14 protein-coding genes and 1 pseudogene are annotated in these 13141 nt (G+C 63.3%); 2 read left to right on the top strand and 13 right to left on the bottom strand.

Going from position 1 to position 13141, the window contains the following annotated elements; translation table 11 throughout:
• From J5J83_RS11360 to J5J83_RS11310, 11 genes and pseudogenes are all read right to left on the bottom strand, one after another.
• Positions 1-364 (bottom strand): annotated as a pseudogene (locus J5J83_RS11360) (hypothetical protein); the annotation flags it as partial.
• A gap of 103 nt (positions 365-467) precedes the next feature.
• Entirely contained in the window at positions 468-611 is a 144-nt protein-coding gene (locus tag J5J83_RS11355) for a hypothetical protein (RefSeq protein WP_212349174.1), read from the bottom strand.
• Between the two features lie 47 nt (positions 612-658).
• Positions 659-1138, bottom strand: a complete 480-nt coding sequence (gene bfr / locus J5J83_RS11350; protein ID WP_212349172.1) for a bacterioferritin — start codon at positions 1136-1138, stop codon at positions 659-661.
• The gene (locus J5J83_RS11345) at positions 1135-1374 is read right to left on the bottom strand and encodes a (2Fe-2S)-binding protein (protein ID WP_212349170.1); all 240 of its coding nucleotides are present in this window, start codon (positions 1372-1374) and stop codon (positions 1135-1137) included. Before J5J83_RS11345 ends, bfr begins: the two co-directional genes overlap by 4 nt.
• A gap of 40 nt (positions 1375-1414) precedes the next feature.
• Positions 1415-1648, bottom strand: coding sequence for a hemin uptake protein HemP (locus tag J5J83_RS11340; protein WP_249115693.1), 234 nt, complete (start codon positions 1646-1648; stop codon positions 1415-1417).
• Between the two features lie 80 nt (positions 1649-1728).
• Positions 1729-2178 (bottom strand): hypothetical protein, encoded by a 450-nt coding sequence (locus J5J83_RS11335; protein ID WP_249115692.1) that lies wholly within the window; start codon positions 2176-2178, stop codon positions 1729-1731.
• Positions 2165-3373, bottom strand: coding sequence for a hypothetical protein (locus J5J83_RS11330; RefSeq protein ID WP_212349168.1), 1209 nt, complete (start codon positions 3371-3373; stop codon positions 2165-2167). The genes J5J83_RS11335 and J5J83_RS11330 overlap by 14 nt, the downstream gene beginning before the upstream one ends.
• Positions 3370-5811, bottom strand: coding sequence for an EAL domain-containing protein (locus J5J83_RS11325; RefSeq protein ID WP_249115960.1), 2442 nt, complete (start codon positions 5809-5811; stop codon positions 3370-3372). The genes J5J83_RS11330 and J5J83_RS11325 overlap by 4 nt, the downstream gene beginning before the upstream one ends.
• 27 nt (positions 5812-5838) lie before the next feature.
• Complete coding sequence (locus J5J83_RS11320) at positions 5839-7221, bottom strand: malonyl-CoA decarboxylase (protein ID WP_212349164.1); 1383 nt, start codon at positions 7219-7221, stop codon at positions 5839-5841.
• 73 nt (positions 7222-7294) lie between these two features.
• Positions 7295-8095 (bottom strand): prolipoprotein diacylglyceryl transferase, encoded by an 801-nt coding sequence (gene lgt / locus J5J83_RS11315; RefSeq protein ID WP_212349162.1) that lies wholly within the window; start codon positions 8093-8095, stop codon positions 7295-7297.
• 9 nt (positions 8096-8104) lie between these two features.
• Positions 8105-8788: a YceH family protein gene (locus tag J5J83_RS11310; RefSeq protein ID WP_212349160.1), complete on the bottom strand. Its 684-nt coding sequence runs from the start codon at positions 8786-8788 to the stop codon at positions 8105-8107.
• 140 nt (positions 8789-8928) lie between these two features.
• Here J5J83_RS11310 and J5J83_RS11305 point away from each other — a divergent pair, with 140 nt between their 5' ends.
• Positions 8929-11049, top strand: coding sequence for an adenylate/guanylate cyclase domain-containing protein (locus J5J83_RS11305; RefSeq protein WP_212349158.1), 2121 nt, complete (start codon positions 8929-8931; stop codon positions 11047-11049).
• A 19-nt stretch (positions 11050-11068) separates the two neighbouring features.
• On the opposite strand, the gene J5J83_RS11300 is transcribed toward J5J83_RS11305, so the two are convergent.
• Together J5J83_RS11300 and J5J83_RS11295 are read right to left on the bottom strand one after the other, a co-directional pair.
• A complete protein-coding gene (locus tag J5J83_RS11300) occupies positions 11069-11623 on the bottom strand; it encodes an OmpA family protein (RefSeq protein ID WP_212349156.1) in 555 nt (184 codons plus the stop codon).
• Between the two features lie 65 nt (positions 11624-11688).
• Entirely contained in the window at positions 11689-12135 is a 447-nt protein-coding gene (locus tag J5J83_RS11295) for a FecR family protein (RefSeq protein ID WP_249115691.1), read from the bottom strand.
• Between the two features lie 207 nt (positions 12136-12342).
• On the opposite strand from J5J83_RS11295, the gene J5J83_RS11290 reads away from it, so the two are divergent.
• Positions 12343-13141, top strand: a 799-nt coding sequence (locus tag J5J83_RS11290; RefSeq protein WP_212349154.1) for a glycosyltransferase, incomplete at its 3' end; no start/stop codon positions are given.

Here is a 13141-nt window from a genome sequence, read left to right as displayed (position 1 = left end):
CGACTGGGGGGGCGGGGGGCGCGGGTGCTGGCTTGGTCGTCTTCGTTACCGGTGGCGTGCGTTGCGGCTGCACCTTTGGCACTGCCGGTGGCGGCTTGGTCGGCGCCGGTTCGGGCGCGGGCGGCGTGAGCCTGGGCTGGGGCGGTGCTTCGGCACGGATCAGTGCCAGTTCGATGGTGCGAGCTTCGGGAATGAGCGGCGGTTTGGTGACAAGGCGCTGAATTGTCACCAGACCTGCCGCATGCAGCACGATCACCAGCGCGCCGATCAAGTAGCGTACGCGATGGGCGGGACGCGTCGAGTCGGTGTGTCGAATGCCCCTTCTTGCGAGCGTTCGGGCGATATTCGCCGGGGATTCCGTCATACGCGATGAACAGGTCGGTGGACGCGCAATTGCTGCAGAGGTCATTGTACGGCGTGGCGAGAGAGCAGGTGCGGGAGCAGTCAAAAGAGGCGCTGAGGGGATTCTAGGCTACGCCTGGCGTCAGCACGAAATAGATCAGCACCGCGGCCACCAGCAGGTAGACGGCAAACCGGCCGGGTGGAAAAGCCTGACCGGTTGCGGACTGCCTGTGCTGGGCGGGCGTGTACGGGGGCGGGACAAAGCGCATGTCGAAGACTCCTTGGTGTTCCTGCGCACGGGCGGCCCCCGTGACGCTCAGGAAGAAGCGTGATCCATCTGCGTCTGCAGATAATTCTGAATGCCGACCTTGTCGAGCAGCTCAATCTGCGTCTCGAGATAGTCGATGTGTTCTTCAGTGTCCTCGAGAATGTGTTCGAACAGCTCACGGGAAATGAAGTCCTTACAGGACTCGCAATAGGCGATGGCTTCGATCAGGTGGGTGCGGCCACCGATCTCCAGTTTCAGATCCCCTTTCAGGCACTCGGGCACATCTTCGCCGATCATCAGCTTGTCGAGGTTCTGCAGATTGGGCAGGCCTTCGAGAAAGAGCACGCGTTCGATCAGCATGTCGGCATGCTTCATCTCCTCGATGGACTCCTCGTATTCATGCTTGCCGAGCTTGCCGAAACCCCAGTTCTTGTACATGCGAGCATGCAGGAAGTACTGATTGATGGCTGTCAGTTCAATGGTCAGCTGGCGGTTCAGGTGCTGGATGACTTTCTTGTCGCCTTTCATACGGCCTCCAGGGCTAGGGGGAAGGAGTTGCCCGGCAGCGAGCCGCCGCGCGGTGCATGTTGCCGGTCTGTTTCACCGAGGGCCGAACGCAGACAATCTCTGGCGCATGTCGCACAACGACCGCACTCGGCCGTTACGCCCAGTTCGTGGCGCAACATGCGCAGCGTGGTCGCGCCCGAACGTACGGCATGTTCGATATGCTTTTCGGTTACAGCGTTGCAGACACAGACGTACATAGTCTAGCCCCATTGATTGTCCAATTCACTGCAAGGACGGTTACTTGGTCAGAATCAGCTTGCCGCTACGGGTGGCGCGCAAGTAGTACGTCACCCCCTCATGATTGATCGTGACGCTGTTCCGCCCCCCCAGCAGCGCCGCACTTGAAATCGCGTCCGTGCCGGCGTTGCTTTGCTCCTGCTCTCGACCAGCAGATTCCGTGCCTGACAGGAAGGTCTCCGGGAGGGGAGGTATTGACATACGATTGTTTACAGCAATGAGAATGATTTGCATTAAATCACCCGCTGGCCAGCGGGTCAAGCATTACTTGTTGCTCACCGCCGGGGATGCCGCTGCCCGCCTGACGCGAACTGTCAGGGCAGGCGTAGCAGGACTTGCAGCCGGGTGTCGATGACATCTGCCGGCAGGTATCCGATGGCGCCCGGCGTGGTCACGAGCCAGTCGCGAGCTTGCTGATCGCTGGCGGCTTCGCGTGGAGGAAGGGCGCGGCCGGTAAATACCTGGCGCGACCAGTATGCTCGAGTCTGGATGGGGTTCTTGCCCGTCAGCAACAGATAGAAGCGGTCGCGAACGCTGCCTGCAGGCAGATCGATGAGGGTGACACGTTCGCCGCTGTTCAGTGTGGATCGTCTCCCGAGGAAGAGTTGTTCCGCTTCTTCGGTGCTCAAGGCGGATACCGATCCACCACGCGCCGCGACGATCTGGATCTCGGCCGCCAGCGCCACGGATGCGCTACTGGGCACGCCCGCAAGCGTGCCCAGCAACACGATCAGCCTGACGACGTAAAGGCTAGAACGTGACATCGATCGCAACGCCCACGGTATTGACGGAACGGTTTCTCAGGTCGATGAGCATGGGATCGCCGTGAGGAAAGAAACTGCTGCCCCAGCTGTTGTCGGTGGTCTGCACGTGTGTGAACTCGAACTTGAGGGCAGCATCGCGGCGGAAGTCCCATCGGGTGCCGAGCGCAACGCTTTGCTGGGCGCCATTGCGCGAAATGTTGAAGCCGTCGAAGAGGGCGGTCTGCAGCGCGCCCAGTTGCGGGTCGGAGAAGCTCGCCTCGGCCACCGGCCGGTCCTGGGTCTGACGCGCAAGCGTGAGGTAGGGCATGACGTTGCCGAAGCGGCGTGCTGCCGTCAGGTGCCAGCCATGGGCGCTGTTGGCGTAACGCCTGTTCGTGCGTCGAGCGTACTCGCCGATCAACAGCCAGGTGCCATCATCCCATTGAAAGCCGGCGGAGCTGAAGCTTGCGTGCCCATCATTGCCCGAAAGTGCCTTGTTCACGTCCGGCGGCATCAGGTTGGTCAGCAGCGTGAAAGTCTTGTCGCCCCAGTTCAGGGTCAGGGGCGATTCGCCGTGACCGGCGAAAACCGTGAGTTGCTCGGTGCTCATCGTGACATTGACCCCCATCAGGCGGGTCAGACGGGCGTTGCCGCTGCTGTAGATCGAGATTGAGCTGCGTCCCAGATACGGATGCACCTCGATGTCCGTTTCGCCGACCCGGGTGCGGTAGAGCAGGTCGATACCGTTGAGGTCGGAAAACGGATTCAATCCATAGACCTCGACCGGCGGGCGTATCCACGGATTGGCGAAGTTGATGTTGAGTGAATCGGAGAGCATGAAGAACGGGATACGCAGACGGCCCACGCGCAGGGTCGCCGCTTCCGTGAGGTTCTGGCTGACAAAGGCCAGGCTGGCGCGCGGGTTGTAGTTGCCACGGGGGTTTTCTCTGCTCACCAGCTGAACCACGGCAGCGGTTCGGTCGGTGATCGCGATGTTGGCCTGAATGCCGAGTACGCTGTCCGGACCGAAGTCGGGGTTGGTGGAGTCCGGTTGATCGATGCCCAGATTGGTGAAGCGCAAGTCGGAAGCGCCGGTTGCAACCAAGCCTAGAGTGCCGAAACCGGAAATCTGCAGGTTCGGCATGTCGGCGAGCGCTGACGCGGTCGGCAGCGTTAGCACCAGTGCTGCGAGCAGCGCCGAAAGTTGGCGGTTCATCGTTGGATTTCCTTCGGTGCTGCGCCCAGGAAGCGAGCCGCGCCGTCAGTGGGCAGCGGGCGTGAAAACAGATATCCCTGGCCGAAATCGCAGTCCATTTCGTCAAGTGCCTGTGCTTGCTCTTCGGTTTCGATGCACTCGGCCACCACCGCGATGCCGAGATCGTGTGCAAGTTCGATGCTGCGGCGAACGATCGTGCGTAGACGCGCATCGTGCGTGATGGCACCGACAAAGGAGCCGTCGAGCTTGATCACGTCACAGGGAATCGTGTGCAGGTAACTGAGCGCCGAGAAGCCCGTACCGAAGTCGTCGATCAGGACCTTGAAGCCCGCGTTTCTGAGCTTGCGCAGGGTTTCATTGGCGGGGCCGTCGGCGCGGGCGAGAATGCTTTCGGTGACTTCGAAGCGAATTTGCCTTGGCGCCAGATCGTGGCCGACGACGATGGCAATCAGTTCTTCAGCCAGGCTGGGGCGGGAGAACTGCCTGGACGACAGGTTAACGCTGACCGGCGGAACCGGGCGCTCTCCGGCTTCGGCCTGCCAGCGACGGATGTCTTCACAGGTGCGACGCAATACGAACAGGCCGAGATCATGGATCAGGTCCAGGGCCTCGGCCAATGGGACGAACTGCGAGGGCGGCAGCATGCCGTGCACCGGGTGCGCCCAGCGCACCAGTGCCTCGAAGCTGCAGATTGCGCGATCATCCAGAGCGATGATGGGCTGATAGTGCACCGCAAGCGTCTGTGCGACGAGTGCATTGCGCAGGTCAGTCTCGAGTTGCAGGGTATTGAGCGCCTGCGCGTGCATGGAGGCGTGAAAGACAGTGATCGGACTGCTGTCGCTCTTTCGGGCTGTCTGCAGCGCATTGTCGGCGTCACGCAACAGCGCCTCGCCGTCGGTGCGTTCGTCGTCGCTGATGACGAGACCGATGCGGCACTTGGGAAAGAGTGTCCGGTCCGCCCCCGGAGTCTCGAATCCGCGTAATTCAACCAGCGTTTCGGCAAGGCGAAAAGCTGCCGTGGTGTCGTCGATGCCGTTGAGTAATACGGCGAACTGGTCGCCACCCACTCGGGCCAGCAGATCCCCTTCTCTGAGCAGGGAGCCGAAATGCTGTCCCACCGCTTGCAGAAGGTGATCGCCGGTGGCGTGACCGTAGCTGTCATTGACCAGATGGAAGCGTTCCAGGTTGATCGCAAGTACCGCAAAACGGTAGCTGTGGTCACGGCGCTGTTGCCCGAGTGCCAGGCGGACATGCTCGATGAACAGGGCGCGATTCGGTAGCCCGGTAAGGCCGTCATGGAGCGCATCGTGTGTGAGTCGTTCCTCCGCTCGCTTGCGCAGATCGACGTCGCTGATCGAACCGGCCATACGGATCGCACGCCCTGTCGCGTCGCGCAGCGCCACGCCGCGCGTCATGATCCAGCGGTAGCTGCCGTCGGCCTGGCGGATGCGGTGCTCGAACATAAACTGCGAGTTTTCACCCCGCAGGTGTTCGAGCATGCGCGAACGATAGCTCGCGGCCTCGTCCGGGTGCAGCCGGGCAATGAATGGATCGGGCGTGGTCTCGAGGTCGCTGGCTGGCAGGTCGATGATCTGATAGAAGCGCGGTGAGAAATAGGTGCGATTGGTGACGATGTCCCAGTCCCAGAGGCCGTCGTTCGCGCCACGCATGGCCAGCGCATAGCGTTGTTCGCTGATCTTGAGGCGGTCCGCGGTCTGCTGCAGTTCGGACACCCGTTGCTGCAGCGTCGATGCCATGATGTTGAAGTGACGTGCGAGGCGTGCGAGTTCGTCGTCGCCCTCGTCGGGCAGGCGGTGGTCAAGGTAGCCGTCGGCGATGGCCTTGCTGCCCGCGAGCAGCCGCGCAAGCTTGTTGCTGAGCAGATAGCCGATTGCCGACAACAGGACGAAGGTGATGATGATCTCGACCACCGCGATCAAGGCCCCTTGCTGGATGATCGCCTGTCGCGCCTTCGCCAGTACGGATATGGAGACTCCGAACTGGAGAAATCCGACCTCGTTGCGCGCCAGCAGAAGCGGACGTCTGACGTGGATGACCGGATGATCCTGTATGGCAGCAAAACCGTTGCCGTAAGCCTCGGTGGGCGAGGGCAGCGTCGTCATGTCGGGACGTCCCGCTTCGAGGAGGATTTTACCCGTCGCGTCGGCGATTCGTACGTAAACGAGGCCTTTGTCGGAATCGACCAGCAACTCGCCCAGCATGTCCTGCAAGGGCTGGTAGCGCGCCTGCTCGCCATAGGCGGTGGCCATCGCATGCAGCATGCTGGCATTCTGGCTGACGAGCGTGTCGAGACTGGCCGAAATGGCATCGTTGATCAGGCGTACGCTGTTGGCCAGAAGCAGGCTGAGCAATACCACCTGTACTGCGGTGCTCGCGAGCAGCAGCTTGGCGCGTATCGAACTGTCCCGGAATGGCATGCGCACGCTCGTGTCTCCTGCCCGTGCTTAGCGTCGGGCCTGGCGTCTGACGGTTGCTGAGGCGTCGACACGGCCCTCTCGGGCAAAGGCCTCGAGGTTCGATTCGATGCGATCAGGATCGTAGAGATAGTTAACCATCATGCCCCATGATTGCGCAAATCCCTTTTCGGATTTGTCTGCCATCCAGTTCAGGCGCTCAATCCGCGCGCCGTTGCCGAGGTGGAAGCGCGCGACGGGGTCGACAGGGTCGGTGCCCTTGCGCGCTTCGGTGAGGTATCTGGCCGCAAGGCGCAACAGCGGCTCGCGCAGCGCTGCGCGCAAGGTCTCGTCTTCGACCCAGGCGGTGTCGCCGCCGAGCAGCCCGGTCAGTACCGGCGCATGTTCGTTGGCAATGCCGGCTTCGCCGAGCCGCTTCCAGTCTGTGGGGGTGATGGCGTTTGCCAGCTCCTGCGGATGGCGGCTGGCCCAGCGGACCAGGCCGGGGATCGGCGACAGCGTGGCGAAGGTCTGCAACTTCGAAAAATCCCGTTGCAGGTCCTCGACCACGCGCTTGAGCAGGAAATTGCCGAAGGAGACCCCGCGCAGGCCGGTCTGGGTGGCGCTGATTGAATAGAAGATTGCGGTATTGGCCTTGCTTGCGTCGGCCACCGGAGCATTGATGTCCAGCAATTGCTGCACATCGTCTGCGAGTCCGTCGGTAAGCGCGACCTGGACGAAGATCAGTGGCTCAAGCGGCATGCGGGGATGAAAGAAACCATAGCACCGACGGTCGGAATCGAGCCGGTTCTTGAGATCGAGCCAGGACTTGATTTCATGCACGGCCTCGTACTGGACAAGCTTCTCGAGCAGGGCCGCGGGCGAGTTCCAGGTGATGCGCGCCAGTTCGAGGAAGCCGACATCGAACCAGGCGCCGAGGCGGGCTTCGAGTTCGCGGTCGAGCGGCTTCAGCAGCGGGTTGCCGGGCAGAAAGCGCAGCAGATCAGCGCGCAGGTCCACGAGAAACTTCACCCCTTGCGGGATGGCATTGAACTGGGTCAGGATGCGGATGCGTCTGGAGCGCATGGCCGCGCGCAGCTGCGCCTCGGCATCCCATTGCGCATCGCTACCGACGGCTTTCTGGTATGCGGCGTGGGCATCGGCAATGGCCGCAGGGTCGGGCCCGAAATCGAGTGCAATCATGTTCAGCATCGCCATTCTGCCGCTGTCGTCGAGTTTCAGATAGGTCTCGGCGAGGCGGGCGGCGCGCTGGCGCGTCGAAATCTCGCCGCCCAGTCCTGCCGCACACTCCTCTAGCTGCCGTCGGATTCGGTCCAGCACCTTCTCCGAGGGTTCGCGCGACTGCCCGGTTGCGTGGGCGACCATTTCGCGCATTCTTGAAAGACTCTTGGATACCAGGCTGCTCGCTGACATGATTTTTCTCTCGGACCGCGTCGTACTTGCCCTGATCATATCGCGTTCGAATGAAGGGCGAGAGGCTAGTTCCTCACGAATGCCCGCTCTGGGCACTACGTGAGTGGGCGAGCAGGCCGATGCCAGCTGCGATCATGGGCAGGCACAGCCACTGTGCGGTCGAGATACCGAAGCTCAGTGTGCCGAAGATGCCCGGGTCCGGCGTGCGAAAGAACTCCGCGAGAAAGCGCAGGCAACCATAGCCCACCAGGAATACCGCCGAGACTGCGCGCAAGGGACGCGGTCGGGCGGAATAGATCCATAGTATCGCGAACAGCACGAGCCCCTCGCCGCTCGCCTGGTACAGCTGCGAGGGATGACGGGGCAAGGCGTCCACCCAGGGGTAGACCATGGCCCATGGCCAGTCGCCGTCCATGGGCCGGCCCCACAGCTCGCCATTGATGAAATTGCCGATCCGCCCCGCGGCAAGCCCGGTCGGGACGAGGGGCGCAATGAAGTCCGTGACCTGCCAGAACCCCTTGCCGTGCTTTCTGCCGTACAGCCACATCGCGGCGAGCACGCCGAGAAAACCGCCGTGAAAGCTCATGCCGCCCTTCCACACCGCCAGGATTTCCGCCGGATTGGACAGGTAATAGCCGGGCTGGAAGAACACCACCTCACCTAGGCGGCCGCCGATGATCACACCCAGCACACCGTAGAACAGCAGGTCGTCGATGGCCTGGGGGTGCCAGCCCAGCTCCGGCCGACGCCTGGCGTGGATGCGCCCGAGTACGACAAACAGGATGAAGGAGACGAGGTACATCAGCCCGTACCAGCGGATGTGCAAGGGGCCGAGCGTCAGGGCGATGGGGTCGAACTGGGGGTGGATGAGCATGGTTGGGGATTACTCGAACTGTCGGCGGAAATCGGCAAAATCCAGCTTGAGCGCGTCGAGCTCTTCGCGCAGGCGGCGCACTTCATCCTCGAGTTCTGCCGTTCGCCCTCGTCCGCCGCCCGATGGCACCGCGCCCGAGGCCTGGACCTCGATTGCGGCTTGCAGCATGCCGTCGCCGCCGAGCAGGTGCATGTGGCGCGTCTCCTTGGTGCCCGGCGCGCGCGGCAGACTGGCGACCATTGGCGGGTATTTCTCGGACAGGTGCTCGAGCGCCGCCTCTACGGTGGAGATGTCGTCGAAATGATGCAGGCGGTCGCAGCGACTGCGGATCTCGCCTGCCGTCTGCGCACCGCGCAACAGCAGGGTCGCGAGCACGGCCTGTTCCGCGGGCGGTAGCGAGTGCCGCAGGCGTACCTGGTGTTCGTATTTCGCCACCCGGGCACTGGCCTGGTCCCGGCGGGTGACGAGCCGGCGCGACATCAGGCTGTCGATCGCATTCTGGACCTCTGCCTCGCTGAGCGACATGACGGGGTCGCGTGCGGTGAGCTGATTGCAGCCACCTACTAGCGCGTTGAGTGACATGGGATAGGCGTCGGGGGTGACAAAGGCCTTTTCGATCAGTACGCCCAGTACCCGGATCTCGATCGGATCGAGATCGAAGGCGGCATCGGTTGCGGTCGGCGTGTTGTCCATGCGTGCTCCGAGAAAGGCGGGAGGGGCGATCATAATGGACATGGGCGCGACATGTTCACCTTGTGCGGCGCCCATCGCACCGCAAGGACGGTGCGGGGCGGCATCCGTACCGCGGGACAGGCAGGCCTGTGCCCGCTATCATGCCCATCCGCCTTGCCCTCGTGATGGCCGTCTTGCGCCCAGTCCTGTCCAAGTTCGCGACCCTGCTTCCGTTCCTGATCCTGATGGTCGGACTCGTGAGCATGGCCAACGCTCCGGCGGTGCTGGACACCGTGCGCCATGCGGTGTTCGACCACTACCAGCGCTGGCGTCCTGCCGAAGCGGTGGGCGAGCCGGTACGCGTGATCGATATCGATGAAGAGAGCCTGGCGCGATTCGGACAGTGGCCGTGGTCACGCGAGGTGCTGGCCCAACTTGCCGATCGTCTGTTTGCAGCGGGTGTGAGCGTAGTCGGCTTCGACATGCTGTTTGCCGAGGCCGATCGTCATGGGCGAGATGACGGAGGCCTCGAGTCTGCGAGCGCAGGCAGTGATTCCCGCTTCGCCCGCAGTCTGGCGAATGGACCATCCGTGATCGGATTCGTGCTTGCCCAGCGTGGTACGGACCCGTCCGCGGCAGGCATGACGTCGCATCTCGCCGCGACGTCCGCAGAATTGCTCGGCGGTCTCCATCGGTTTCCTGCGGCGCTGAATCCCCTGCCCGTGCTGGGGCGGGCAGCGGCGCTCGGCGCTATCAATTTCGTACCCGATGACGACGGCGTGATTCGCCGGCTTCCGCTGATGTTCATGCTCGACGGAAGGCCCGTACCGTCATTGACCGCCGAGATGCTGCGCATGGCGCAGCCAGGCGCGGGTTTCCTGCTGGACAGGGATCCGCTTGCCGGCCTCACGCTCGGCATCGGTCCGTATCGTATTCCGCTGTCGGTTCAGGGCGAGATGTGGATTCGGCAGGGCTTGTTGCGCGCCGGGCGTTATATTCCCGCGTGGAAGGTGCTCCGCGGCGAGGCGGACCTGGCTGCACTCAAGGGCATGCCGGTCCTGGTGGGGGCGTCGGCGCAAACCTTGATGGATCTGCGTTTCAGCGCGCTGGGCGAGGTGGTGCCGGGGGTCGAGGTGCACGCCCAGGTACTTGATCAGGTGCGCGCCGGGCAATGGTTGCTGCGGCCTGCGCAGGCGGTGGAAATGGAACTGCTGCTGCTGTGCATCGCCGGGGGGGCGGTCGCCGCGCTCGCCTTGCGCACCAGGGCGCTGGTGGCTGCACTGTCCACATTGCTGGTGTTGCTGGCGATGGCGGCAGCGAGCTGGCAAGCCTTTGTCAGTCTTGGCGTGTTGCTCGATCCCGCGGTAGCCGGTGGCTTCGTCATCCTGATCTTCGTCAGCGGCAGCCTGGTTCGCCATATTGCCACCGAGCGCAGGCAGCGCTGGATCCGACACGCATTTGCGCGCTACGTGTCGCCCAACCTGGTCGATCACCTGGTGTCTCACCCCGAGGCGCTCGAGCTCGGTGGCGTACGGCGGGTCTGCAGTTTCTTGTTTACCGACCTCGAGGGCTACACGGCGTTGATGGAGCGCTATGATCCGGCACGTGTCATCAGCCTGGTTAACGCCTATCTCGATGGCATGATCCGGATCGCGTTCCGGCATCAGGGCACGCTGGACCGGATCGTCGGCGATGCCGTCATGGTCATGTTTTCGGCGCCACTGGTGCAGGCTGACCATGCCTGCCGCGCGCTCGCCTGTGCGCGCGAGATGAATGAATTCTCCAGAGAGTTTGCCAGCAGCCTCAATGCCGAAGGCGTGGGCTGGGGGCAAACACGGATCGGCGTTCATACCGGCGAAGTCATTGTCGGCAATATCGGTGGCGCAAGCATTTTTGACTATTCGGCGTTGGGTGATGCGGTCAATATCGCTTCACGCCTCGAGGGGGCGAACAAGTATCTCGGCACCTTGATCTGCGTATCGCAGGAGACGCTGGCGCAGTGCCCCGGGACGCCCGCCAGACCGGCGGCGCGGCTCGTGCTCAAGGGGCGCTCAGGTGCAATTGCGGTCAGTGAACTGCTGTGCGCCGGGGCAGGAGAGGGCGCGATTGGCGATGTCGAGTACGAGGCGGCCTATGGCCTGATGGCCGCGGGTGACGAAGCGGCGCTCGACGCCTTTGCACGGCTTGCATCGCACCGCCCCCGAGATCCGCTGGTGGCGGTGCATTTGGCACGTCTGCGGGCCGGGGAGCACGGCGACCTGATCGTGCTTGCGGACAAGTGACGACCCCTTTCCCGGCGCCTCAGCGGACCGTGATTTCGACGCGACGGTTGCGAGGCTCCAGCACGCCGTCCGCCGTCGGGACGAGCGGATTTCGCTCGCCATGCGAGGTCACGGCGATTTCAACGGCGGCCGAGAGTTCGTCAGCGAGCAGATTTCTGACCACCTTCGCACGTTCGAGACCCAGGGCCTCGTTCGCCTTGTCGTCGCCGGCGCGGTCGGTGTGCCCGACGATGGAGACGTCAGGCGCCGGCATCGAGCGCACGCTTGCGCGAATGTCCGCGATGCGTGCCGCCGACGCGGTGGTCAGCGTCGTTGTCGTGCCTTCGAAGTACAGCACGAATGTTTGCGGCGACTGCGGCCGCGCCTGCATGGCGGCGGCAAAGTCGGTGCGGATCTGATTCTCATCCACGGTGAGCGGGCTCGGGCCCGTGGCGTTCAGCGCGAGCGCGGCACCCGCTTGGTCGAGTCGCGCGCTGCGGCCGGCATGGGTGACGATGACGCTCCCGGTCTTTCCGTCGTCCTGTTCGAGCAGGACCAGATAGGACGGCGGGGCACATCCGGCCGCGAGCAGCATGCACGCGAGCAGTACAACCTTGCGGCGTATGCCTGCCTTCGAGCCGGAAAACAGCGGGTGCGCAATCATTCGCTCACCTTGACCACGAAACGTGTGCCGCGCACACCGATGGTTGCGGTCGGGGTGACGATATTCACCGCTTCCGGCTTCAGTTTTGCAATGATTCCGGAAATGAAATGCAGGGTGCCGTGGAGCAGTCGAGCACTCAGTGCCAGTTGACCGCTCGCCGGCGCGAACAGGAAGGCATCGACAACGAGTTCGCTGTCAGGTCCGATCGACAGCAAGGTGCTGTCCTTGAGCGTCAGTCCGACGCTGGCGCCGGAGGCGGTGCGCAGCCGGTCGCCAAGATGCAAGGGTGTGCCCGCTCCGACGGCGAGCGACTGCCCCTCGCGCGCCAGCGTCGCGTCACCGGTGACGACCTTGACGTAGCCGACAACGGGGCTGTCCTGAGCCCACGCATTGAAGGCGAACATCAACAGACCGGCGATGATCATACGGGCGAAGAAAGACAATCCGTCACTCGCTAACCAGGATGAAGTAAGTCTTTTACCAGCCTGCGCCGGGTGCGTGCAAGATTCCTGCGAGCGGTTTCAGCACGGTCGTGACCGAATGTACATCCGCGCCGGAAGAAGTCGAGGCGAAGGGGGTTGCGGCGCGGTCATCCAGTCTTCATCCTGCGGTCATCCGCGTGTCTTCTGCGCGGCGCAGCATTCGCGGCCATGGACGCGCCCCTTTCCCTGCAGCATCTCGCACATTCTGCCCGCCAGCTGCGCATTGCAGTGGTGACCGAAACCTATCCGCCTGAAGTCAATGGCGTGGCGATGACAACCGGACGCGTGGTCGACGGACTGCTGCAACTCGGGCATCGGGTGCAGCTCGTGCGGCCGCGCCAGGGGGCCGCCGATCAGGCAGCCAGTGTCGAGGGCTTCGAGGAGGTGTTGTCGCGCGGATTGCCGATTCCGAAGTACAACCATCTCAAGATGGGCTTGCCGGCGCGCAGCGCACTGCAACGGATGTGGTCGCTGCGCCGCCCCGATGTGGTTCAGGTCGTTACCGAAGGGCCGCTGGGCTGGTCGGCTGTGGCCGCCGCGCGCAAACTGAGGCTGCCCGTGATTACCGAGTTTCACACCAACTTCCACAGCTACAGCCGCTACTATGGCATGGGCTGGCTCAAACAGCCGGTAGAGGCTTATCTGAGGCGTTTTCACAATAAGGGTGAGCGTTGTCTCGCGCCCACTGCGGAGCTCGCAGGGCAGCTGATGCGCAGTGGCATCCGCCGTGTCGATGTGGTGGCGCGCGGTGTGGATACGAGGCTGTTCTCGCCGCAAAAACGTGATGCCACGCTGCGCGCGGCATGGGGCGCTGACGACGAAACCCTTGTTGTGGCGGTCGTGGGGCGGGTGGCGCCGGAAAAGAACCTTGGACTCGCGGTGCGAGCGTTCGAGGCTCTGCGGAGAAAACGCCCCAATGTGAGCCTGTTGTTCGTGGGCGACGGCCCCGCGCGTGCAGGGCTGGAGG

The sequence above is a fragment of the Azoarcus sp. L1K30 genome (assembly GCF_018122735.1).
In the GTDB taxonomy this organism is placed as follows: domain Bacteria; phylum Pseudomonadota; class Gammaproteobacteria; order Burkholderiales; family Rhodocyclaceae; genus Parazoarcus.
Note: the sequence above shows the minus strand (reverse complement) of the source record. Positions and strands in the feature narration are given on the sequence as shown.